We start from the raw sequence: 22025 nt of genomic DNA on the forward strand, positions 1-22025 counted from the left end.
TGCCCAAGTAAAGCGCCCGGCCTGTTGGCCGGGCGTTTTTGTTTGCGGCTGACGAATTCGAAAGGCAGCACCCGCGAACGAAAAGTCCGGCGTGACTGAAGGTTTTTGGCAATGTGCCATCAGCCAGGCGGTATGCTGGCCGGGATTTTTAAAAGGGGTGGTGGATGAGTAAGGTCAGTGTGTTGGTCGTGGACGACGCGTCGTTCATCCGCGACTTGGTGAAAAAGTGCCTGCGCAATTATTTCCCGGGCATGCGGATCGAAGATGCGATCAACGGCAGAAAGGCTCAGGCCATGCTGGCCAAGGAAGCCTTCGACCTGGTGCTGTGCGACTGGGAAATGCCGGAAATGTCCGGCCTGGAACTGCTGACCTGGTGTCGTGAGCAAGACAGCCTCAAGGCCATGCCTTTCGTGATGGTGACCAGCCGTGGCGACAAGGAGAACGTCGTCCAGGCGATCCAGGCCGGGGTATCCGGTTACGTCAGCAAGCCGTTCACTAACGAGCAACTGATTACCAAGGTCAAGCAGGCGCTGCACAAGGTCGGCAAACTCGACGTCCTGATCAACGTAGCGGCGACCAAAACCAGTCCGGCATTTGCCAATGACTCCTTGAGCGCACTGACTGGCGGCAAGGCACCCGTCGTCACACCGACAGCCGCTCCCGCGCCGTCCAAGGGCTTGCTCAACAGCCCGCCGGTCAAGGCGCCTGCGGCCTCTTCGGCGCCCGCCAGTGGTCGAGGCCAGGGGCAACTGCGCTTGCCGAACGGCATCCAGCAATGCGTGATCAAGGCCTTGAGCCTCAAGGAAGCCCTGCTGGTGGTCAAGCGCAGCGAAACCCTGCCGCAGATCCTCGACAGCGCCGTGCTGGATCTGGAGCAGGGCGACAACGCTGAAATCGCTCGTCTCAACGGCTATCTGCACGCCGTCGTGGCCCACGAGCCGAAACCCGACAGCGACTGGCTGCAACTGACCTTCCGTTTTGTCGATCAGGATGCACAGAAGCTCGATTACATCTCGCGCCTGATTGCGCGGGGTACGGCGCAGAAGCACTTCATTCCCGGGGCTTGAGGCGCGTCGGCTGACAGTCCGCCTTCGCGAGCAGGTCGGATCGCCGCACCGTCGCTCCCACACAGGAATACGTTTTCTTGTGGGAGCGAGCCTGCTCGCGAAGGGGCAATCCCTGCAACCACACGTCTGCTGAACACCCATTCTGAAACATCTGCCGACTAGCCGGGTCCATTGCAGCTGCTAGGCTCATTCCCAGGTCTCACTCGACAGAATCCTTGCTCATGCTCACGCGCCTGCTGTTTTTATGTGGCCTGTTCATGGTTGCCACCCCGGCCGTGGCCATGACCATCTACAAGTCCAAAGACGCCAATGGAGTGGTTTCCTACAGCGACCGCCCCAGCAAAGGCGCCCACGTGTTCGTTTTTCGCGATGGCATGGTCGAGCACCTTGAGCGCCAGGTGCGTCTGATCATCATGAAGAAGAAAGGCGTGCACAGCGTGTACGTGCGCAATGACCTTTATGCGCCGGTCGAGATCGAATTGAGTTTTGCCGGGGTGAAGAACGCCAGCGGAGCGCCGGGACGGACGATTCGACGGGTGATTCCGCTACGCAGCAGCGTTCGCGTGGCGCAGTTCAAGGCAACCAGCGCCGGACGGCCGCTCGCCTACGTGCCGAAGTTCAAATACTCCCTGGGCGACCCCTCAGGGCCCACAATGGGCTATCGCTACCCGTTGCCCTGGCGTGGCGGACCGTTCCGGATCAGTCAGGGCGCCAATGGGCCCTACAGTCACTTCGGCCCCAAGAGCCGCTACGCCATCGACATTGCGATGCCTGAAGGTACGCCGATCATTGCCGCACGGGATGGTGTGGTGGTGAAAACCGAAAATCGCCAGAGCGGGCGCGGCACCGATGCATCCGGCAATTTCGTGCGGGTGCTGCACGATGACGGGACCATGGGCGTTTATCTGCACCTGAAGAAAGGTTCGGTCTGCGTTCGGGAAGGTCAACGGGTGAAGGTCGGCAGTGCATTGGCGTTGTCCGGCAACACCGGCAACAGCACCGGGCCGCATTTGCACTTCGTGGTGCAGCGCAATACCGGGCTGGGGTTGGTGTCGATTCCGTACCAGTTCAACCAGCCGGTGGGCGCGTTGCCCAACTTTGCGTTGGGCAAGCAGTGATGCGTTATCCGTTTTGACGCCTTCGCGAGCAGGCTCGCTCCCACAGGTACAAAGCAGGTCCTTGTGGGAGCGAGCCTGCTCGCGAAGGGACTGACTCGATTCCGGATCAGTCCATCAATCCAGCATCAACACCTTGGCCAGAACAATCTTCGGGCCTTTCATCTTCTTGATGATGATCCGCAACCCTTCGACTTCAAGCACTTCTTCCTCTTCCGGAACGCGCTTGAGGCTTTCGTAGACCAGCCCGGCCAGGGTTTCGGCTTCGACGTGGTCGAGGTCGATGCCCAGCAGGCGCTCGACCTTGAACAGTGGCGTATCGCCTCGAACCAGCAGCTTGCCCGGCTGATACGCGAGGATCCCGCGTTCGGCCTTGCGGTGTTCGTCCTGAATGTCGCCTACCAGCACTTCCAGCACATCTTCCATGGTCAGGTAGCCGATGATGTTGCCGTCGGCCTCCTCGACCACGGCGAAGTGCGAGCCGCCCTTGCGGAACTGCTCCAGCAGCTGCGACAGCGGCATGTGCCGCGACACGCGCTCCAGCGGGCGGGTCAGTTCGGCCAGGTTGAACGACTCGGGAATATGGTCCAGCGCCGCCAGTTCCAGCAGCAGATCCTTGATGTGCAGCAGGCCGACGAACTCCTGGCGTTCACTGTCGTACACCGGGTAGCGGCTGAACTTATGGCGACGGAACATCGCCAGGATCTGCTTGAGCGGCGCGTTGAACTCCAGGGTCACCAGGTCTTCGCGGGAGTTGGCCCAGTCGACCACTTCCAGTTCGCCCATTTCCACTGCCGAGGCCAATACACGCATGCCTTGGTCGCTCGGGTCCTGGCCGCGGCTGGAGTGCAGGATCAGTTTCAGCTCTTCACGGCTGTAGTGATGCTCGTGATGCGGGCCGGGCTCACCTTGTCCCGCAATGCGCAGGATGGTGTTGGCACTGGCATTGAGCAGGTAGATGGCCGGGTACATGGCCCAATAGAACAGGTACAGCGGTACGGCGGTCCACAGCGACAGCAGTTCGGGTTTGCGAATTGCCCAGGACTTGGGGGCCAGTTCGCCGACCACGATGTGCAGGTACGAAATGATGAAGAAGGCGGTGAAGAACGAGATGGCCTTGACCACTTCGGCCGACTGGACGCCGACCGCGCTCAATACCGGCTCGAGAATGTGGGCGAACGCGGGTTCACCGACCCAACCCAGGCCCAGGGAGGCGAGGGTGATACCCAATTGGCAGGCCGACAGGTAAGCATCGAGCTGACTGTGCACGGTGCGCAGGATGTGTCCGCGCCAGCCGTTTTTGTCGGCGATGGCTTCGACCCGGGTCGAGCGCAGTTTGACCATGGCAAATTCCGCCGCAACGAAAAATCCGTTGAGCAAAACCAGGATCAGAGCAAAAAGAATCATGCCGAAGTCGGCGAAAATTGTAGCGAGGGTCAAGCCAGGGGAAGGGTCCATGATGGAGTTTTGCGGGTTCCGTGTATTCGAAAGGGAAGAAAAGTCCGCACCTGAAAGGCAGGCGCAAGTCAGCCAATGTAGCGGCTGACTGAGCGATTGCCTAGTGGCGCATGCTGGCCGGTATCAGTCGGCGGTGCTGATAACCCGGGATTTGGTGACCTGAGCCTGGGCAAAGTGGCAGGTAAAGGTGCTGCCGTGGCCCGGTACGCTGCTGATTTCCATTCGTGCCCGATGCCGTAACAAAACGTGTTTGACGATCGCGAGCCCCAGGCCGGTGCCCCCGGTGTTGGAGTTGCGGCTGGAGTCGACGCGATAGAAGCGTTCGGTCAGGCGCGGCAGGTGTTTGTTATCGATACCGATTCCTGAGTCCTGCACGCTCAGGTGCGCCCCCTGGTCATCACCCCACCAGCGAATGCGGATGTTGCCTTCGGCCGGGGTGTATTTCACCGCGTTGAACACCAGGTTGGAAAACGCGCTGCGCAACTCCGCCTCGCTGCCCTTGAGCAGAATCGTCGGGTCGGCCTCCAGGGTGATGCGCTGGTTTTTCTGTCCGGACAACTGCTGCGCATCGCTCTTGATCGATTGCAGCAAGCCGTCGATCGGCACCGGCTGGTTGTCCGACGGATAATCGGTGGCTTCCAGCTTGGCCAGCAGCAACAGGTCGTTGAGCAAGGTTTGCATGCGTCCGCCTTGTTGCTGCATCTGCTGCAAGGCCCGGCTCCAGCGCGGGTTCACCTCGTCGACGTTATCGAGCAGGGTTTCCAGGTAGCCGCAGATCACCGTCAGCGGTGTGCGCAGTTCATGGGAAACGTTGGCGATGAAATCCTTGCGCATCTGCTCCAGTTGATGGATGCGCGTCACATCGCGCACCAGCATCAAATGTTCGTTGTTGCCATAGCGAGTGATGTACAGCTGGATGCGTACACGGTCATTGGTCGGCGAAGGGATTTCCAGTGGCTCGGCGTAACTGTCTTGCTCGAAGTATTCCTTGAAGCGCGGATGACGCACCAGGTTGGTCACCGGTTGGCCGCTGTCCTGTGGCGTCTTGAGGCCCAGCAGGGTTTCGGCGGCACGGTTCCACCATTCCAGGTTGCCGTCGCTGTCGAGCATGATCACCGCGTCTTTGAGCGCGGCGGTGGACTCCTGGACCCGGTCGATCACTGCCTGCAGGCGCCCGCGTACTCGTTGGTCGCGGCGTTGCAGGTGGTAGATGCTGTCGAACACCTCGCCCCACAGGCCGTAGCCGTCGGGTGGTGCTTCATCGGGTTTGTGCAGGCGTAGCCATTGGTGCAGACGCAGCAATTGCTTGAGGGTCCAGGCCAGATAAAGAGCCAGTCCCGCGGCGAGGCTCCAGCCGTAGTAGCCGGTGATCAGGCCGATCACCAGGCAGGCGGTGACCAGTAGCAGCATGTGGCGAATCAGGGTGCCATGCCAGTTTTGGTTCACTTGACGCGCGTCCTTGAAAGAAAATCAGCTTCTAGCTTCAAGCCCCAAGCTACAAGTTTGAAGCGGCTTGGTTTTTAGCTTGCCGCTTGAAGCTTGACGCTCGTAGCTGCCGTCAAGCCTTGGTAGAAAAGCGGTAACCGGTGCCGCGCACGGTTTGTACCAGATTTTCGTATGCATCGCCGAGGGCTTTGCGCAGGCGTCGAATGTGTACGTCGACGGTGCGCTCCTCGACATAGACGTTGCCGCCCCAGACCTGATCCAGCAACTGGCCGCGCGTGTAGGCGCGCTCCTGGTGGGTCATGAAGAACTGCAGCAGACGGTATTCGGTCGGGCCCATCTCGGCAGGACGGCCATCGATGGTCACGCGGTGGCTGATCGGGTCCAGCAGCAGGCCGCCGACTTCGATAGGCGCTTCGCCATCGGTCGGACCTGCGCGGCGCAGCACGGCCTTCAGGCGTGCCACCAGCTCACGGGGGGAAAACGGCTTGGTGATGTAGTCGTCGGCGCCGACTTCCAGGCCCTGGATCTTGTTGTCCTCTTCACCCTTGGCGGTGAGCATGATGATCGGGATATCCCCGGTCAGTTCATCGCGCTTGAGGCGACGGGCCAGCTCGATGCCGGACGTGCCGGGCAGCATCCAGTCGAGCAGGATCAGGTCGGGCTTGCGGTCGACGATAATGGCGTGGGCCTGCTGGGAGTTTTCCGCCTCCAGGCAGTCATAGCCGGCCATTTCCAATGCAACGGCGATCATTTCGCGAATAGGCGCTTCGTCGTCGACGATCAGAATGTTCCTGCCAACCATGCCCTTAGTCCTCTTGTCATTTAACTGTCTTGCGCCGCATTAGATAACGGAATTATTGCAGTCGTGTGACAGTATTTTAGTCGGCCGGCGATTGGCTGGATCCTGGGCTAAGCTTTAAGTCCGAATCCTGACAACCACAAAGGAAGGCTTCAAATGAATCGACACTCGCACTCCTTCAAGGCTTTGCTGCTGGCCGCGGCCCTGGCGCTGCCTTCGATGGCTTTCGCCGCCGAACCGGGCATGATGAAAGACGGCATGATGACCGACCACAAGGGGATGACCCTGTATACCTTCGACAAGGACTCGGGCGGCAAGTCGATGTGCAACGGCGACTGCGCCAAATACTGGCCGCCAATGATGGCGCCAGCGGGTGCCAAGGCCGAAGGCAAATGGTCAGTCGTCAAGCGTGACGATGGCTCGATGCAATGGGCCTATGGCGGCAAGCCGCTGTACTACTACGAGGACGACAAAAAACCCGGAGACATGACGGGTGACAAGAAAAAAGACGTTTGGCACGTCGTTCGCGAGCATATGTAACGGAGGTTGCCAGCCGTACAGGATCGCGGCCTTCGTTGCTCCGCAGGAGTTGCTGAAGGCCGCGATCCTTTCAAATCTTCAGCGCAGCGCGTAATCCAGCACAATCCCGACAAATATGGCCAACCCCGCCCAGTGATTGTGCAGGAACGCCTTGAAGCAGCGCATGCGGTCCTTGCCTTGGGTGTACCAGAACTCCCACGCAAAGCAGCCCGCCGCCACCAGTAAACCGAGGTGGAACCAGCCGCCAAGGTCGAACTTCGAACCCGCCAACAACAGGCAACCCAGCGACAGCCCTTGCAGGGTCAGGATGATCACCCGATCCGCGTCGCCGAACAGGATTGCTGTGGATTTGACGCCGATCTTCAGATCGTCATCGCGGTCGGTCATCGCGTAATACGTGTCGTAACCCACGGTCCACATCAGGTTGGCGATCCACAGCAGCCAAGCGGCAGCCGGCAACTCACCGGTTTCTGCGGTGAATGCCATCGGCATCCCCCATGAAAACGCGGCGCCCAGTACCACTTGCGGGTAATAGGTGTAGCGCTTCATGAAGGGATAGCTGAACGCCAGCGCCAGGCCACCCAATGACAGCCAGATCGTCGCGGCATTGGTGCACAGCACCAGCAGGAAACTCACGCCCATCAGCAGCGCGAAGAACACCAGGGCCTCTTTGGAACTGACCTTGCCGCTGACCAATGGTCGCTGCTCGGTACGTTTCACATGCCCATCGACCTTGCGGTCCGCCCAGTCATTGATCACGCAACCGCCAGCGCGAGTCAGCACCACGCCGAGGACGAAAATCACGATATTGGCCAAGGACGGTGAACCCTTGCCGGCAATCCACAGCGCCCACAGCGTCGGCCACAGCAGAAGGTAAATGCCGATCGGCTTGTCCATGCGGGTCAACTGAATGAAGTCCCAGGCCCGAGGGTTCAAGCGGTTCAAAGACTTGAGCAGAGTCAGGTACATCAGCGGTTCTCCGATTGGACGCAGGCAGCGTCCCACAGGGAAGGCAGGAAAATTTCGGCGACCAGCACGCTCAGCGTGCCACGGTCAAAGCGCGAACGGCGGCCCCACAGTTGCGGCGCCCGTACCTCGCTCGGCAGCCACGCCTGAGGGTAATGACACACCTCGATGGCCCGGCGCTGAAAGGCCTGATCGCAAAACAGCAATTCGCCCAGCGAACGGCTGCCCAGTTCGTCCATGTGCAAGCCGTCGCCTTGCAATGCACTGCGTGCCGCGACGCTGCGGGCGAACACCCAGGCTTCGCCATAACCGCGCAGATATACCTCACGCACCCAGCCCTCGCTGCCATCGGCCAGGTCCAGCGCTGCGCATTCGTCGGCGCGCAGGGTTTGCCAGCCTTCGAACATCGGCGAGACGCTGAAGGCATCATTCGACAGATGAATCAGACGCCTGGTCAGCGAGCCTTCATCGAACAGCCAGTCCAGGGCAGAAGCATCGGGGAGGGGCGCCAGTTCGCTGCGCGAAAGCCAGAGTGGCGCTGGGGAGGGGGATTCTGTGTGATGCACAATGAGTCATTATTGGCAGCAAATGAGGCGGCGAGCTTAACATGTCAGCCACCGATATTGATTGAGTTGATCCCGCCGTTGCGCCGAGCAGGCTTGCATCTGGCGCTCCCGATCAGTACAAAACCCGCTGAGTTGGACGGCAGTGCTGCAACCATCGACCGTCCAATCGGCAAAACGCCTGAACCCTGAGGAAGTATCTGATGAAGAAGTGGCAATGTATCGTCTGCGGCCTGATCTACAACGAAGCCGACGGTTGGCCGGATGATGGCATTGCGCCGGGCACCCGTTGGGAAGACGTGCCGGAAGACTGGCTGTGCCCGGACTGCGGTGTGGGCAAAATGGATTTTGAAATGATTGAAATCGCTGCCTGAATAACTGAGGAGTCAGGAATGAACGCACCTGTGGTCATCGTGGGGACCGGGCTGGCCGGCTACAACGTCGCCCGCGAGTTTCGCAAACTCGACAGCGAAACCCCGCTGCTGCTGATTACCGCCGATGACGGGCGCTCCTACTCCAAGCCGATGCTCTCTACCGGTTTCGGTAAAAACAAGGATGCCGATGGCCTGAGCATGGCCGAACCCGGCGCCATGGCCGAACAGCTCAAGGCCGAAATACGCACACATACTCGCATCAGTGGCATCGATCCTGGCCACAAACGCTTGTGGATCGGCGAAGAAGCGGTGGTCTATCGCGATCTGATCCTGGCCTGGGGCGCCGAAACCGTGCGCGTGCCCATTGAAGGCGACGCGGCGGATTGCGTGTTCCCCATCAACGACCTGGAAGACTACGCACGTTTTCGCGCGGCAGCCGCTGGCAAGCGCCGCGTGCTGTTGCTCGGCGCCGGCTTGATCGGTTGCGAATTCGCCAACGACCTGACCCTGGGCGGCTATGAAGTGCAACTGGTCGCACCGTGCGAACAAGTCATGCCGACCCTGCTGCACCCGGCGGCAGCGGCGGCGGTGCAGGCCGGCCTTGAAAGCCTCGGTGCTCGATTCCACCTCGGGCCGGTGCTCAATCGCCTGCAGCGCGTGGCTGATGGCCTCGAAGCGCACCTGTCCGATGGTCAGGTGATCCCGTGCGATGTGGTGGTCTCGGCCATTGGCCTGCGCCCACGCGTTGACCTCGCGGCGGCGGCCGGTCTGCAGGTCAATCGCGGCATCATGGTCGACCGGCACCTGAAAACCTCTCACGCCAACATCTACGCCCTTGGCGACTGTGCCGAAGTCGACGGGCTGAATCTGCTGTACGTAATGCCCCTGATGAGCTGCGCGCGAGCGCTGGCGCAAACCCTGGCCGGCAACCCGACCGCCGTCACCTATGGGCCGATGCCAATCACCGTCAAAACCCCGGTCTGCCCGTTGGTGGTCTCCCCGCCGCCACGAGGCGCAGAGGGCATCTGGACCGTCGAAGGGCAGGGCGCCGACATCAAGGTCCTGTGCCGTGATGCCGCAGGCAAACTGCTCGGCTATGCCCTCACCGGTGCCGCCGTGATGGAAAAACTGGCCCTGAACAAAGAACTTCCGGCCCTGCTGGCATAAATACCGGTCGTTCTGTCGGAATCACCCCCCTTTTGACCTAACAAAGGCCGCGCCGATACTGGCGCAAGGCCTCACTGCGTGCCATCCTCACTCCCGTCTGCCGCAGATTAGAGCACCTGCGGCGCTTTTGGCGCTGCTCCGCAGAGAGCAGCACGGACATAACAACAACAAACCGTCAAAGGGGCTTCAATCACATGCGTAAACCAGAACTCGCTGCAGCCATTGCTGAAAAAGCAGACCTCACCAAAGAACAAGCCAACCGCGTTCTCAACGCCGTTCTCGAAGAAATCACCGGTGCCCTGCACCGCAAAGACAGCGTGACGCTGGTAGGCTTCGGCACCTTCCTGCAACGCCACCGCGGTGCCCGCACCGGCAAAAACCCGCAAACCGGTGAACCTGTCAAAATCAAGGCCAGCAACACTGTTGCGTTCAAGCCGGGTAAGTCGTTGAAAGACAGCGTTAATCCGTAATCCGTTGTCACCTCCCGCGCAGCGGGGGAGTGGAATAAAAAATGGGCACGCCAACCAAGGGTGGGTGCCCATTTTTTGTGGGAGTAGAAAGTAATACCGATTAGTTAAGCCATGACGTGACCCGTAGCAGCTAGAGAAGCCGGCGTTCGGCTGCGCAGCAGTCACAAAGTCAAACATTGGGTGAGCATGCCCATCACGCACATCGTCGGCGGTATCGGCAGTAATGGCGCTGATGGACAGCGGGCTTTCCAGGGCGTTGGCCAAGAGCAAGGGAGCCATCGTTTAATAGGCACGCAAAACCGTTGTAGCCTATAGCCCGAACAGAGCCGTCAACTACGAGTGTGAGTAGGGCAAACAAACAACACTTGAAGGCAACCATCGATTTTTATTGCGCACTTGGCCTGCGTAAATTGCCTCAATACGCTAACAAGGCATTGGAAGGGTTGATGTGGGACGCTTCTATTGCCATGGTCAGAAACTTCCTCTATTTCAGAATGATGTATCAGACCTGATAAAGAAACTTCTTAAGCTTGTCGCATAGACTTTAAATTCTGTGCACGCCAATAAAGATGCATTGTGAGACATCGCTTGATAATCGATAAAATTACATAGAGGTGGCGCGGCACTTTAGCTGGCTGTTCTCATTTTTTTGCATTTTCAGAAGCGTCCTACATATTTTGTTCTCTATTTTTGCCATGCTTTGGTGGCTTCTGGTGCAGGGGCAGATGTCACTGGCACTCCAATAGGTGAATTAGCTTGATTCTTAAAAGCGGCCATGGATGTCTTGCTCAAGCAAACTTCCGATTATTATATTGAAATCGCTAGGTCCTTGTTTCCAAAGAAAATTTCGCGGGCGATGGCGTGCACTCTGCAAAAGAGTATGAAACGCTGGAATGCGAGTTGGGCAAAGGCAACATAGCCATAACCGTTTATACAAAACTCTATTGTGATGGTGATTGCATGGGTGAGTCATGTGGAGATGCCAATATTTTCCGTCTGACAGATATTGAAAAAGAGGGTGTTCGCGACGCACTGGTGGATGTTTGCTACGAACCGACAGGGGGTCGCAATTACATTCAGAAGATTCGTGCGACTGCATATCGGATGTTTCCGGAGCGTTTGATTGAAAAGCTCGAGTCGCTGAAAAGCGACGATGCGTCTTACTGTGTGTTCGAAAATCTTCCAGTGGATGATGCGTTCGGTAGTCCACAACGAGACGCAGACAGTTTTGATTTCAAAAATGGGTATTTGTCCGAAAACGTATTAGTAGCGTTAGGTAGTTTGATTGCAGAGCCTTACTCCATCGGGCACGAGGGACCGAAACTGGTAAATGACCTTGTTCCGCACCCTGAGGCGGCAGCCGAATACACCGGTAACGGGTCGGAGGTGGAGTTGGACTTGCACACTGAAAATGCGTTCCAGACTTACGACGCCCGTGGCGACACATCGCCATTAGCTCTAATGCTACTTGGGGTTCGCAGCGACCCATACGCATCAGGCCCGAAAACTTGGGTTGTCGATGCAAGGGAAGCGCTCAATAAACTGAGCGAAATGGATATTCAACTGTTATACGGCAAGCATTTCATAATCCGGCAGCCTTATCGTTGGAGAAACAGCGGTATTCAATCTGGCGAAACCCGCTTGTATCCCATATTGACCGGGCCGATATCTCATCCTCGAGTCACCGCTGCGTTTTATCCAGATATGGTTGTCGCCGTTGATGAAGCGGCAAAAAATGCCTATTCGAAATTTTACGAAGCTCTCAAGCAAGTCGCTCACGCAGTAGATATCCAGCCTGGAAAATTAGTGTACATAAACAATCGATTTACGCTGCATTCCCGTGACAAGTTCATACCTAGCTTCGACCCGAAAGGTCACGCGTATCGTTGGGTCCAGCGCGTGTTTCTCACCAATAATTTATGGAACTTTCGAGTATTCAAAAAGACCGGTGCTCGAATTTTTGAACCCCTGCCTACTGATTTCAAGAGGTGAATTAAATGTCCGATGCGAAACGCTACACGTCAATAATCCATAATATAGGCACGTTCCTATCGGGCGATCTCGACATGCCGCTCATTGATGCAGACACACTAGTCAGTGTTGATGGCATGATTACGTATGTAGGTCGCATTGAAGATGTAGATTTTTCAAATGCAAATCTGCTGATCGACGCAAAACAAAGCACCGTCATGCCTGGCTTGATCGACAATCATACTCACCCGACTCTGGTGAATATAGCCCACGTTCCGGCAACCATAATTGGATCTGGCATTCACTGCAGGGCGGAGTCACGACCATGATTTCTGCCGGGGAAGTGCACGTACCAGGGCTACCCACTGACAGAATCGGCACTATCGCAATGGCAATTGCCGCCCAGCGCTCCTTCTCCAACGACCGCCCTTCCGGAATAAAAATGGAAGCAGGTGCACCACTGCTTAATGATGAGTTTACGGATCAAGACTTTGCCGAAATGGTTGCCCTAGGCATCAACCAACTGGGAGAGGTCGGCATAGGCCCCGTCAAATCCGTAAGCCGCGCAGCTGAGTTGGTCAAGATAGCTCGCAAGCACGGTATGACGTCTATTACCCACACCGGCGGTCCTTCGATCTCCACCTCTCAGAGGATGGGCGCAGAACAGATCCTTGAAATTGCGCCGGATATTATCGGGCATATCAATGGCGGTTATACCGCATTGGCGCCAAACCAAATTCGGTGTCTTTGTGAGGGCTGTCTGGGTGCCTTGGAAATCGTACATAACGGGAACGAGTTCGCGGCGGTGACCACCTTGAACTACGCACGAGAAATGAACCAACTCGACCGCATAGTAATTGGAACAGATTCGCCCGCTGGCTGCGGGGTTCCCGCGCTCGGCATGCTCAGAGCTATTGCCTTGCTCAGTAGTTTCGGCGACGTACCTCCGGAAAAGGCCGTCTGCTTTGCAACGGGCAATACTGCAAAGGTGCGAAAGTTGAACCGCGGAATTCTGAAAATCGGAAGAGAAGCCGACATTCTGATCGCATGCGGCCCTTTGGGTGGCGCAGAGCCCAGCGTATTGGGCAGTTTCAGCAGCGGCGACCTACCGAGCATCACCTCGATTCTGATTGATGGGCGCCTGGTAGTGAGGCAATCCAAGAACTCACCACCGCCATCCGTCACACCTGAAATAACACTCCGCACCTAAATAGAGGCGCCCTGTGAGGGATGCCGGCTTGAGAGCATTTGTATGTATAGAATCCTACCCGAAATCACCCGCAGAGGGCCTACAGTCTTGGCCTCCGGTTGCGCGATTGGATTGGCTATCCCTTATCTTGCCGATTTGGCGAGACCATTGCTGTCCGTCATGGTGTTCATATTTGTATTAGGTACACTCCTGCGCATTAACAACTCTGAAGTAATAAGAGCGGCAAGAAATATTAAGATATCGCTGATATTTCCAGTATTGATGGTTTTTGTTTGCCCTTACCTTTTCGGAGTGGCTTCGTTCTATTTCAGTGGTAATCAGGAGTTGTCTCTTGCTATCGCCATCGCCGTTGCAGCCCCGCCGGCCAGCGGAAATGCTGCAGTAGCGAGAATGCTCGGACTTGACCCCACCATGTCGTTGGTGACCGCTCTCTGCTCAATGGCAATTATCCCTATTACCGCTCCGCTGATACTCCATGTTTTCGCTGATGGACTTTCACTCTTCATAGACCCTATTGATTTGGCCGTCAGACTGGCAATATTGATAGGAGGCGCCGAAGGGGCAGCGATATTGATACGTCGCCTTTCGCAAACGTTCGTTTCAACACATGGCTTGGCAATCGATGGTGTTGTCGTGATTGCTCTTTTCCTTTTTGCAATAGGGACGATGGCAGGCATGCAACTGATAATTCTAGATAAACCCTCGCTGGCCATTTCAATGATAGCTATCGCCTACTGCGTAAATGTTTGCCTACAACTGATCATGGGCTGTCTGTACCCCGGATCATTGACATCGAAATTCACCATGGCACTTAACGGTGGTAACAGAAATGTTGGACTATTATGGTCTGCACTTAGCGTCAGCCTGTCCCCTACCATGGCGTTGTTTTTCGCATGCTGCCAACTGCCTATCCACACAATGCCGAAGATACTGCAGTTTGTTTTGCCTAAGATTGAGAGCTTTTTGAGTAAGCTAGCTATAAGTAAAAATCAAACTTGAGCTATTACCGTCTGGAATTTCATACAAAATTACGCTAACACAAGAATATGCCACGCAGATCGCGGAGCTCTCATCGCTGGTGTCCAAGACCTGTAGGTGAATCGGAGGCTTGTCGCAGGACTAGGAGGCTTTGCCCATTCCCTAGATAAAGATCAGAAAACCTAGCTTCCGAAAGAGGTTGCGGAGTGATGTTTATTCAATGACTTGGCAGTCATCAGCGTCAAAAAATGTCCCATCTTCTTCTAAAGCTACGCAATAGTGGTGTTCTTGTTCGAAGTCGTTACACTGCCCCAGCCGTTCATTTTCCTTTCGAGGCTGTGCACATGAAATTTCGTTTTCTGCTGTGGATGCTGGGTTTGTTGATGGGTAAGGCCAGCCGGACCAATCCGGCGTTTCAGCAGCAGTTGGGTGACAAGGACCTGGTGTTTCAACTGCAGACCCTGGACGGGAAAGTGGCGCGGCAATTCCGTGTGAAGGACCAGCGCATCACCAGTCAATCGGGTGTGCATGCCGAGCCTGCGTTTGCGATTGCCTTCAAGGACGCCGCTTATGGCTTTGCCACGATGCAGGCGAAGAACAAGCAGTTGGCATTCATGACCGGGATTCAGGACAAGTCGATTCAGATCAAGGGCAACCCGGCGCTGGTGATCTGGTTCCAGGGGCTGACCAAGTATTTGAAGCCGAAGAAGGCCAAGCCCAAGGCTTGAGGTCTTTCAGGTAGACCGAGTGATATTCATCGCGGGCAAGCCACGCTCCCACAGGGTATTGGTGATCCCTGTGGGAGCGTGGCTTGCCCGCGATGATTTCAGCCTTGAGTGAATTGCGAGGCCAGTTCGCGCAGCAGCACTTCCGCTTCCAGGACCTTGCTGACCACGTCGTTGGCTTTTTCGCGGCTCAGGCCGAGGCGTTCCAGCAGTTCGTCAGGGATGTCTTCGTCCGGGCCGGAGCCGATGCCGCGGCTGCGCAGCAGGCGCACCGAGAGGCACACCAGGTTCGGGTATTCGGAGTAGGCGCCGTCGTAGGCCGGGTCGTGCTGGAAGCGCAGGGCGGTGGCCAGCTCTTCGGGCATGTCCCAGTAGCGCATCAGCCACGATCCGATCTGTTCGCGGCTGATGCCCAGCAGGTGCTGTTCGACAAAGCTGTGGCACAGGTGCGGGTTGACCTCCAGGTGGCGGCAGATCAGCGAGAAGTGCGGCGGGAACACGTGGGCCAGCAGCAGGTAGCCGAAATTGTGCAGCAGGCCGGCCAGATAGGTCAGGCCGGCTTCCGGGCGCTGGGCGCGCGGCATGGCGCGGGTCAGGCCTTCGATGACGGCGGCGGTGTAGATCGATTGCTGCCAGTACGGCGTGGAATGTTGCGGGTGGTCCTTGGGCAGGCTCAGGGTTTTACCCAGGGCCAGGCCCAGTGCCAGGTTGATCACCAGGTCGAAGCCCAGCACGCGGACGATGGCGTCTTCCACTGAACGGATCTTGCCCGGCGAGGCGTAGTACGGCGACGCCGCCCAGCTCACCACTTGTGCGGCCAGCGCCGGGTCGGTTTCGACCACGCCGGTGATGTCGTCGATGGTGGCGTTGGGGTCGACACGCAGCTTGATGATTTTCTGTGCGGTTTCAGCCAGCGGCGGAATTTCGATGGTCGCTTCCAGTCGTTGCTGGATCCGTCGTGCGGTGAATGCTTGAACGGCCTGGGTGATTTCCTGGCGGTCATCGTCGGGGCGATCGAGGTTCGGACGAATGCTGCTCAGGTTTTCGCCGAAATTGGCGGCACTGGCCTTGGCCAGCATGGTCGTCTTGAAGTCTTCGCTGGAGATTTCCAGCAGCACGCCCGGCTCACCAGAGTTGATCAGCAACTTCGCCTCGCGCAGCAGGCTTTCGTCGTACAGGCAGGGTGAGCTGGTCAGCGCCGGCAGGCCCGGCAACAAGCCGAGATTGTGCTTGCCGAGCATTTTTGCCAGGCGTTCGGTCGGTACGGCGGTGAGGCGGCGACCGGTGAGTTCAGTGAGGCGATTGAGGTCCAGCAATTGGCTCTGCGGGAACAGCACCATCAACGCGCCCACGCTGTCATCCAGCAGAACGGCCTGCACTTTGCGCGCGGCATTGAGGCCGTGATGCTCCAGCACTTCTTCGTAGGCGATGCCCAGCTTGCCCAGCATCAGCCGAATAACCGACGGAGCGTGCGGGGTGTCGGGTGCCAAGGCAGCTTCGGTCATGGTCTGTATCCGTACTTGAACAATTGCAGGAGTATAACCAGCTTGTTTGGGGCAACGCCTCAGAAACTGTGACGGTTGTCACACTTGGCCGTATTGTTGGCCATGACGCAGCCAACGGTCGAGCAGCGGGCTGACATGAGTCGGCCAGCGTTCGAGCAATGCCTGGGCGGCATCCCGTACGGCGGGCAGCAGATCGGCATCGCGCATCAGGTCGGCGACCTTGAATTGAAGCAGGCCGGTTTGCCGGGTACCGAGCATCTCACCGGGACCGCGCAGTTCCAGATCCTTTTCGGCGATGACGAAGCCATCGTTGGTTTCGCGCATGATGCCCAGGCGCTGACGGCCGATCTGCGACAGCGGCGGATGATAGAGCAGCACGCAATGGCTGACGGCGCTGCCCCGGCCGACCCGGCCACGCAACTGGTGCAGTTGCGCCAGGCCCAGGCGCTCGGGGTTTTCAATGATCATCAGGCTGGCGTTGGGCACGTCCACGCCCACTTCGATCACCGTGGTCGCGACCAGCAGTTGCAGGTTTCCTGCCTTGAATTCGGCCATCACCGCGGCTTTTTCCGCAGGTTTCATGCGGCCGTGGATCAGCCCGACCTTCAATTCGCCGAGGGCGGCCGTGAGGTCTTCAAAGGTGGTTTCGGCGGCCTGGCAGGTCAGCTCTTCCGACTCTTCGATCAGCGTGCACACCCAATAGGCCTGACGCCCTTCGGCGCAGGCACTGCGCACTCGCTCAATGACTTCGACCCGCCGGGTGTCGGTGATCAGCACGGTGTTGACCGGGGTTCGGCCGGGGGGCAATTCGTCGAGGATCGAAGTGTCGAGATCGGCGTAGGCGCTCATGGCCAGCGTTCGCGGAATCGGTGTGGCGGTCATGATCAACTGATGCGGGCACATGCGCCCGCCAACGCCTTTCTGCCGCAAGGCCAGGCGCTGCTGCACGCCGAAGCGGTGCTGTTCGTCGATGATCACCAGCGCCAGGTTGTTGAATTGCACTTCATCCTGGAACAGCGCGTGGGTGCCGACCACCATCGGTATGCCGCTGGCGATTTGCTCCAGCGCGGCGGTTCGGTTCTTGCCCTTGAGCTTGCCGGCCAGCCACGCAACCTCGATGCCCAGCGGTTCGAGCCAGCGCTTGAAGGTGATGAAATGCTGCTCGGCGAGGATCTCGGTAGGCGCCATCAGGGCGACTTGATAACCGGCCTCCAACGCTTGCAGTGCGGCAAGGGCGGCGACCACGGTTTTGCCGGCGCCGACGTCACCCTGGATCAGTCGCAACATCGGTTCGTGCTGGCTGAGGTCATAAGCGATTTCGTTGCCGACCCGTTGTTGAGCGCCGGTCGGATTGAAGCCGAGGTTGGCCAGGTACTTGGCCGGCAGCTTCGAGGCTTTGGGCATTGCCGGTGCGCGCAGAGAGCGCATGCTTTCGCGCAGGCGTTGTTGTGACAGTTGATGGGTCAGCAGTTCTTCGAAGGCCAGGCGGTGCTGCGCCCAGTGGTGACCGAGGGCCAGCTCATCGACGTCGGCATCGGCGGGCGGGTTGTGCAAATAGCGGATCGCATCGGCCAGCGGCGCCAGTTGGTAGTCCCGGGCCAGTTCGTTCGGCAGCCAGTCGGGCAGGCTGCTGGGGCCGAGCAGGGTGAGGGTCTGCATGCACAGCTGGCGCAAACGCTGTTGGGTCAGGCCTTCGGTGAGCGGGTACACCGGGGTCAGGGTTGCATCCACCGGCGGCGGTTCGTCGCCGGTGATGGCGCGGTATTCCGGGTGGTAGATCTCAAGCCCCGAAGCACCCGGCCGGGCCTCGCCGTAGCAGCGAATTCGCGTGCCGCGCTTGAGGCCTTCCTTCTGCGCGTTGCTGAAATGGTAGAAGCGCAAGCTGAGTCCGCCGGTACCGTCCTGCAAGCGCACCACGAGGCTGCGCCGACGCCCCATGACCACATCGGCACCGCTGACGGTGCCTTCGATGACCGCGTCCTGTCCGGGCCGCAGTGCGCCAATCGGGACCACGCGGGTACGGTCCTGGTAACGCAGTGGCAGGTGAAACAGCACGTCCTGGAGATTCTCCAGACCGACCTTGGCCAGTTTCTCGGTCATGGCTTCGCCGACACCCTTGAGCGCCGTCACCGACACTTGCGACAACTCGCTCATGCCCGTTGCTTAGCCCGCAGCGACCTGTGCCGCGGGCTTGGCCACCGAGCACAGGCGAATGGAGTCAGCGAGGATTTCAATCGCCTTCGGACGCGGGAAACTGGCTCGCCAGGCAATGGCCACGGTGCGGAAAGGTGCGGGTGCCGAGAGTGGGCGCACTTCAATTACGCCAGGGGCGTAGTGATGGCTGTCGACTGCCGACAATGGCAGGATCGAAACACCCAGGCCAGAGGCGACCATGTGGCGAATGGTTTCAAGGGAGCTGGATTCCACCGTGGTGTGCTTGGCGCCGTCGTTGCCTTTGGTCAGGGTCGGGCAGGCTTCCAGTACCTGGTCGCGGAAGCAATGACCTTCGCCGAGCAGTAGCAGACTCTTGTCGTTGAGCAGGTTGGCGTCGATGGACTCCTTTTGCGTCCACGGGTGCTGGGCCGGCATCAGGACGTAGAACGGCTCGTCATAGAGTTGCAGGGTCAGTACGTCGGCTTCACTGAACGGCAGGGCGATGATGATCGCGTCGAGTTCGCCGTTGCGCAGTTTGTCGCGCAGCACGTGGGTGAAGTTTTCTTCGATGTACAACGGCATCTGCGGGGCGACCCGGTGCAGTTGTGGAATCAGGTGCGGGAACAGGTACGGCCCGACGGTGTAGATCGCGCCGACTTTGAGTGGGGCGGTCAACTGGTTCTTGCCGGCCTGGGCCAGTTCGCGGATGCCCTGGGCTTGTTCCAATACCTTTTGGGCCTGGGCGACGATGCCTTCGCCGACCGGGGTCAGGCGCACGGCGCTTTTGCTGCGCTCGAAAATCAGTACACCGAGTTCGTCTTCAAGCTTTTTCACGCCCACCGAAAGGGTCGGCTGACTGACGTGGCAACGCTCGGCCGCGTGGCCGAAGTGCTGCTCTTGGGCGAGGGTAACGATGTAGCGTAATTCTGTGAGAGTCATAGCAAGCGTCCATGAAGTTGCGGGCCAAGCATACCGCCTGCAATCGATAGACGCACGTTATCAGACTGAGTGTGTCGTATGACACCGGGCAATACCGGATTGCCGCGGGCAGATATGTAAAAGGCACCTTTCGGTGCCTTTTTGGCTGGAGTTACGAACCTGTAGGAGCGAGCCTGCTCGCGATAGCGATCTGACAGTCGACACTTGTGTTGAAGGTGATGCCGCCATCGCGAGCATGCTCGCTCCTACAGGGGGCTGGTGTTATCAGCGGCGACGCTTTTCCAGCGAGTAAACAAACGGTGCAACGATTTCGATGGAGCCATTGGTCAGCATGTCGGCCGGTGGCTTGGGCAGCGGTTGAGCACGGCGGATCATTTCCAGGGTGGCCCGGTCCAGATCGGCAGTGCCCGAGGCGCCTACCAGCTCGAACGACAGCACATTGCCTTCGGCGTCCACGACGAAACGCAAGCGGTTCATGCCTTCCTTGCCCCGCGCCTGTGCACTGGCCGGGTACTTCTTGTACTTCTGCAGGTGCGCCAGCAGTGTGCCTTGCCAGCTGGCCTTGGCCGCCAGTTGAGCCGGCGAAGGGCCTGGTGCAGGCTGGGCGGATTTCTCCGCTGGCGCCTGAGTCTGCTGCGTTTCGGCAGGTTTCTCTTCGGCCGGTTTTTCCTTCGGCGGATCAGGTTTCTTCTCTACCGGCTTGGGCGGCTGCGGCTTCGGCTTGGGTTTGACCGGCTTGGGTACGGCAATTTCGGCTTTGGGCGCTTCAGCGAGCTTGGGTATCGGCAGTTCTTCAACCGGGGTCGGTGGCTGCGGCGGGGTGACGACCTTCGGCGGAGCAGGCGGTGGCGGGGCAGGAATCGGTGCCAGTTCGACCAGCATTGCCTGGGGAGGCAATTCGATGGGCGGGCGGGCGGACCAGTTCAGCGCCAGCGCGATGGCCAGCGCGTGAACGCCCAGCACCACGGCCAGGCTACCGCTGTAACGCGTCAGCTTATGGCGCGTCGTGATCATTTCTTGACTGCCGACTCGAGACCGACAAGACCCACTTTCAGGTAGCCGGCAGAGCGCAGGTTATCCATCACGCTCATCAGGTCACCGTAATCCACGCCCTTGTCGGCCTGGAAGAAGATCGTCGTGTCTTTCTTGCCCTGAGTCCTGGCGTCGAGCGTGGCGCCGAGTGCTTCGGCCTTCACTTCGTCATCGCCGAGGAACAGGCGTTGATCAGCCTTGACGCTGAGGAATACCGGTTTCTCTGGCCGCGGCGCCGGTTTGGCGGTGGAGGCGGGCAGGTCGACCTTGATGTCCACGGTGGCCAGAGGGGCCGCCACCATGAAGATGATCAGCAGCACCAGCATCACGTCAATGAACGGCGTGACGTTGATTTCGTGGTTTTCGGACAGATCGTCGTCTGCCCCTTCTTTCAAATGCAGGCCCATGGCCGATTACCCCACTTTCACCATGTGCGGTTGCGAGCTGCGCTCAGGCTGGTGGTCGAGGTCGCGGCTGACCAGCAGCAGGACCTGGGCCGACGCGTCAGACACCTGGGCCTTGTAACCGGCGATGGAGCGGGCAAAGACGTTGTAGATCACGACTGCAGGAATCGCTGCAACCAGGCCCAGGGCGGTAGCCAGCAGGGCTTCGGCAATGCCGGGAGCCACGACGGCGAGGTTGGTGGTCTGGGTTTTGGCGATACCGATGAAGCTGTTCATGATGCCCCACACGGTGCCGAACAGACCAACGAACGGCGCGGTGGAACCAATGGTCGCCAGTACACCGGTGCCGCTGCTCATGTTGCGACCGCATGCCGCGACCAGGCGCTCAAGGCGGAAGCTGACGCGTTCCTTGATGCCTTCTTTCTCTCGGCTGTTGACAGACAGGCGCATCTCTTCAAGGGCGTCATGTACCAGCAGATTGGCCAGGGTGCCTTCCTTTGCCGCGGTGGCGCTGGCTTCCTTGAGGGAGGCGGATTTTTTCAGTTGAGCGATTTCACTACGCAGACGACGCTTGGCGCCCATCAGCTCAAGACCCTTGGCGATCCAGATGGTCCAGGTGATGATCGAGGCGATGGCCAGGCCGATCATCACGATTTTCACGATGATGTCGGCATTCTTGTACATGCCCCACGGCGACAGGTCATGGGCCATGCCCAGAGTGTTATCGGCTTCGAGGACTTCAGGAACGTCTTCACCCAGGGTTTCTGTCGGCGCTGCCTGGACAGGGTCGGTCGCGGCCGGAGCAACAGTCGGGGCCGGTGCCGCGGCGGCGGCCGGAGTAGCTGGCGCCTGGGCATCGGCGAAAGCGGCGACTGGCGCCAGCATCAGGCTGAGGAGCAGGGCGGCCACTGCGCTCCAGGCGCGAGGTCGTTTGGTTGGCGAAGCGGGAAATTGATTGCGTGTCATGCTGGCCGGACCTGAGAGAATAAACGGGTGATGTTCTTCCAGGCCTCGAAGGGCCGAGAACAAAAGTGGCGCGTATTATTGCAAGTAATTCTTGTTAACAGAAGTAATAGAGTCTCTTTTTTTCTTGCATTGCTAGCAGCCTGTCTATTGCTGGCGCTAGTCTGTGACTTTGCGAT

General features: G+C 58.6%; 22 protein-coding genes. 11 read left to right on the top strand and 11 right to left on the bottom strand.

The window, feature by feature from the left end; genetic code table 11:
* The first annotated feature begins 164 nt into the window (after nt 1-164).
* A complete protein-coding gene (locus CAG47_RS04095; RefSeq protein ID WP_085723631.1) occupies nt 165-1067 on the top strand; it encodes a response regulator in 903 nt (300 codons plus the stop codon).
* Between the two features lie 221 nt (nt 1068-1288).
* Entirely contained in the window at nt 1289-2185 is an 897-nt protein-coding gene (locus CAG47_RS04100; RefSeq protein ID WP_085723632.1) for a M23 family metallopeptidase, read from the top strand.
* Between the two features lie 114 nt (nt 2186-2299).
* On the opposite strand, the gene CAG47_RS04105 is transcribed toward CAG47_RS04100, so the two are convergent.
* From CAG47_RS04105 to phoB, 3 genes are all read right to left on the bottom strand, one after another.
* Nucleotides 2300-3640, bottom strand: coding sequence for a hemolysin family protein (locus CAG47_RS04105; protein WP_085723633.1), 1341 nt, complete (start codon nt 3638-3640; stop codon nt 2300-2302).
* Between the two features lie 123 nt (nt 3641-3763).
* Nucleotides 3764-5050 carry a phosphate regulon sensor histidine kinase PhoR gene (phoR, locus tag CAG47_RS04110; RefSeq protein ID WP_256577372.1) on the bottom strand — a complete coding sequence of 429 codons (1287 nt, stop codon included), beginning with the start codon at nt 5048-5050 and terminating at the stop codon, nt 3764-3766.
* Between the two features lie 148 nt (nt 5051-5198).
* On the bottom strand, nt 5199-5888 hold the full coding sequence (phoB, locus tag CAG47_RS04115) for a phosphate regulon transcriptional regulator PhoB (RefSeq protein ID WP_085579082.1): 690 nt from the start codon (nt 5886-5888) through the stop codon (nt 5199-5201).
* A 153-nt stretch (nt 5889-6041) separates the two neighbouring features.
* Here phoB and CAG47_RS04120 point away from each other — a divergent pair, with 153 nt between their 5' ends.
* Complete coding sequence (locus CAG47_RS04120; RefSeq protein WP_085723635.1) at nt 6042-6425, top strand: hypothetical protein; 384 nt, start codon at nt 6042-6044, stop codon at nt 6423-6425.
* A gap of 78 nt (nt 6426-6503) precedes the next feature.
* Here CAG47_RS04120 and ubiA read toward each other — a convergent pair whose 3' ends face one another.
* Both ubiA and CAG47_RS04130 read right to left on the bottom strand, forming a co-directional pair.
* Nucleotides 6504-7394, bottom strand: coding sequence for a 4-hydroxybenzoate octaprenyltransferase (ubiA, locus tag CAG47_RS04125; protein WP_085723636.1), 891 nt, complete (start codon nt 7392-7394; stop codon nt 6504-6506).
* On the bottom strand, nt 7394-7957 hold the full coding sequence (locus CAG47_RS04130; RefSeq protein WP_085723637.1) for a chorismate lyase: 564 nt from the start codon (nt 7955-7957) through the stop codon (nt 7394-7396). Before CAG47_RS04130 ends, ubiA begins: the two co-directional genes overlap by 1 nt.
* A gap of 200 nt (nt 7958-8157) precedes the next feature.
* On the opposite strand from CAG47_RS04130, the gene CAG47_RS04135 reads away from it, so the two are divergent.
* The 8 genes from CAG47_RS04135 to CAG47_RS04165 all read left to right on the top strand — a co-directional run bounded on the left by CAG47_RS04135 (nt 8158) and on the right by CAG47_RS04165 (nt 14852).
* Nucleotides 8158-8328, top strand: coding sequence for a rubredoxin (locus tag CAG47_RS04135; protein WP_007975200.1), 171 nt, complete (start codon nt 8158-8160; stop codon nt 8326-8328).
* Nucleotides 8329-8346: 18 nt separating this feature from the next.
* Nucleotides 8347-9495: an NAD(P)/FAD-dependent oxidoreductase gene (locus CAG47_RS04140; protein WP_085723638.1), complete on the top strand. Its 1149-nt coding sequence runs from the start codon at nt 8347-8349 to the stop codon at nt 9493-9495.
* 194 nt (nt 9496-9689) lie between these two features.
* Complete coding sequence (locus tag CAG47_RS04145; protein ID WP_003213368.1) at nt 9690-9965, top strand: HU family DNA-binding protein; 276 nt, start codon at nt 9690-9692, stop codon at nt 9963-9965.
* Between the two features lie 861 nt (nt 9966-10826).
* Entirely contained in the window at nt 10827-11957 is a 1131-nt protein-coding gene (locus CAG47_RS04150; RefSeq protein WP_143515806.1) for a TauD/TfdA family dioxygenase, read from the top strand.
* 5 nt (nt 11958-11962) lie between these two features.
* The gene (locus tag CAG47_RS28800) at nt 11963-12265 is read left to right on the top strand and encodes a hypothetical protein (RefSeq protein ID WP_218190669.1); all 303 of its coding nucleotides are present in this window, start codon (nt 11963-11965) and stop codon (nt 12263-12265) included.
* Complete coding sequence (locus tag CAG47_RS04155) at nt 12262-13146, top strand: amidohydrolase family protein (RefSeq protein WP_218190670.1); 885 nt, start codon at nt 12262-12264, stop codon at nt 13144-13146. Before CAG47_RS28800 ends, CAG47_RS04155 begins: the two co-directional genes overlap by 4 nt.
* 42 nt (nt 13147-13188) lie before the next feature.
* Nucleotides 13189-14145, top strand: coding sequence for a hypothetical protein (locus CAG47_RS04160; RefSeq protein WP_085723640.1), 957 nt, complete (start codon nt 13189-13191; stop codon nt 14143-14145).
* A gap of 323 nt (nt 14146-14468) precedes the next feature.
* Nucleotides 14469-14852, top strand: a complete 384-nt coding sequence (locus CAG47_RS04165) for a hypothetical protein (RefSeq protein ID WP_007975192.1) — start codon at nt 14469-14471, stop codon at nt 14850-14852.
* Between the two features lie 98 nt (nt 14853-14950).
* On the opposite strand, the gene CAG47_RS04170 is transcribed toward CAG47_RS04165, so the two are convergent.
* From CAG47_RS04170 to exbB, 6 genes are all read right to left on the bottom strand, one after another.
* Complete coding sequence (locus CAG47_RS04170) at nt 14951-16354, bottom strand: aminoacyl-tRNA deacylase and HDOD domain-containing protein (protein ID WP_085723641.1); 1404 nt, start codon at nt 16352-16354, stop codon at nt 14951-14953.
* A gap of 78 nt (nt 16355-16432) precedes the next feature.
* Nucleotides 16433-18508, bottom strand: coding sequence for an ATP-dependent DNA helicase RecG (gene recG, locus CAG47_RS04175; RefSeq protein ID WP_085723642.1), 2076 nt, complete (start codon nt 18506-18508; stop codon nt 16433-16435).
* 9 nt (nt 18509-18517) lie between these two features.
* Nucleotides 18518-19447, bottom strand: a complete 930-nt coding sequence (locus CAG47_RS04180) for a hydrogen peroxide-inducible genes activator (RefSeq protein WP_085723643.1) — start codon at nt 19445-19447, stop codon at nt 18518-18520.
* Between the two features lie 264 nt (nt 19448-19711).
* Nucleotides 19712-20461: an energy transducer TonB gene (locus CAG47_RS04185; protein WP_085723644.1), complete on the bottom strand. Its 750-nt coding sequence runs from the start codon at nt 20459-20461 to the stop codon at nt 19712-19714.
* Entirely contained in the window at nt 20458-20886 is a 429-nt protein-coding gene (exbD, locus tag CAG47_RS04190; protein WP_085723645.1) for a TonB system transport protein ExbD, read from the bottom strand. The genes CAG47_RS04185 and exbD overlap by 4 nt, the downstream gene beginning before the upstream one ends.
* Nucleotides 20887-20892: 6 nt before the next feature.
* Entirely contained in the window at nt 20893-21849 is a 957-nt protein-coding gene (gene exbB, locus CAG47_RS04195) for a tonB-system energizer ExbB (protein ID WP_085723646.1), read from the bottom strand.
* Nucleotides 21850-22025: the final 176 nt, after the last annotated feature.

The organism is Pseudomonas sp. R37(2017), from assembly GCF_002113375.1.
In the GTDB taxonomy this organism is placed as follows: Bacteria; Pseudomonadota; Gammaproteobacteria; order Pseudomonadales; family Pseudomonadaceae; genus Aquipseudomonas.

Bases quoted from the DNA above. Each gene is read 5' to 3' on its own strand.
- CAG47_RS04095 (WP_085723631.1), top strand. From the start codon at position 165: ATGAGTAAGGTCAGTGTGTTGGTCGTGGACGACGCGTCGTTCATCCGC.
- CAG47_RS04100 (WP_085723632.1), top strand. From the start codon at position 1,289: ATGCTCACGCGCCTGCTGTTTTTATGTGGCCTGTTCATGGTTGCCACC.
- CAG47_RS04105 (WP_085723633.1), bottom strand. From the start codon at position 3,640: ATGGACCCTTCCCCTGGCTTGACCCTCGCTACAATTTTCGCCGACTTC.
- phoR (WP_256577372.1), bottom strand. From the start codon at position 5,050: ATGCTGCTACTGGTCACCGCCTGCCTGGTGATCGGCCTGATCACCGGC.
- phoB (WP_085579082.1), bottom strand. From the start codon at position 5,888: ATGGTTGGCAGGAACATTCTGATCGTCGACGACGAAGCGCCTATTCGC.
- CAG47_RS04120 (WP_085723635.1), top strand. From the start codon at position 6,042: ATGAATCGACACTCGCACTCCTTCAAGGCTTTGCTGCTGGCCGCGGCC.
- ubiA (WP_085723636.1), bottom strand. From the start codon at position 7,394: ATGTACCTGACTCTGCTCAAGTCTTTGAACCGCTTGAACCCTCGGGCC.
- CAG47_RS04135 (WP_007975200.1), top strand. From the start codon at position 8,158: ATGAAGAAGTGGCAATGTATCGTCTGCGGCCTGATCTACAACGAAGCC.
- CAG47_RS04140 (WP_085723638.1), top strand. From the start codon at position 8,347: ATGAACGCACCTGTGGTCATCGTGGGGACCGGGCTGGCCGGCTACAAC.
- CAG47_RS04145 (WP_003213368.1), top strand. From the start codon at position 9,690: ATGCGTAAACCAGAACTCGCTGCAGCCATTGCTGAAAAAGCAGACCTC.
- CAG47_RS28800 (WP_218190669.1), top strand. From the start codon at position 11,963: ATGTCCGATGCGAAACGCTACACGTCAATAATCCATAATATAGGCACG.
- CAG47_RS04155 (WP_218190670.1), top strand. From the start codon at position 12,262: ATGATTTCTGCCGGGGAAGTGCACGTACCAGGGCTACCCACTGACAGA.
- CAG47_RS04160 (WP_085723640.1), top strand. From the start codon at position 13,189: ATGTATAGAATCCTACCCGAAATCACCCGCAGAGGGCCTACAGTCTTG.
- CAG47_RS04165 (WP_007975192.1), top strand. From the start codon at position 14,469: ATGAAATTTCGTTTTCTGCTGTGGATGCTGGGTTTGTTGATGGGTAAG.
- CAG47_RS04170 (WP_085723641.1), bottom strand. From the start codon at position 16,354: ATGACCGAAGCTGCCTTGGCACCCGACACCCCGCACGCTCCGTCGGTT.
- recG (WP_085723642.1), bottom strand. From the start codon at position 18,508: ATGAGCGAGTTGTCGCAAGTGTCGGTGACGGCGCTCAAGGGTGTCGGC.
- CAG47_RS04180 (WP_085723643.1), bottom strand. From the start codon at position 19,447: ATGACTCTCACAGAATTACGCTACATCGTTACCCTCGCCCAAGAGCAG.
- CAG47_RS04185 (WP_085723644.1), bottom strand. From the start codon at position 20,461: ATGATCACGACGCGCCATAAGCTGACGCGTTACAGCGGTAGCCTGGCC.
- exbD (WP_085723645.1), bottom strand. From the start codon at position 20,886: ATGGGCCTGCATTTGAAAGAAGGGGCAGACGACGATCTGTCCGAAAAC.
- exbB (WP_085723646.1), bottom strand. From the start codon at position 21,849: ATGACACGCAATCAATTTCCCGCTTCGCCAACCAAACGACCTCGCGCC.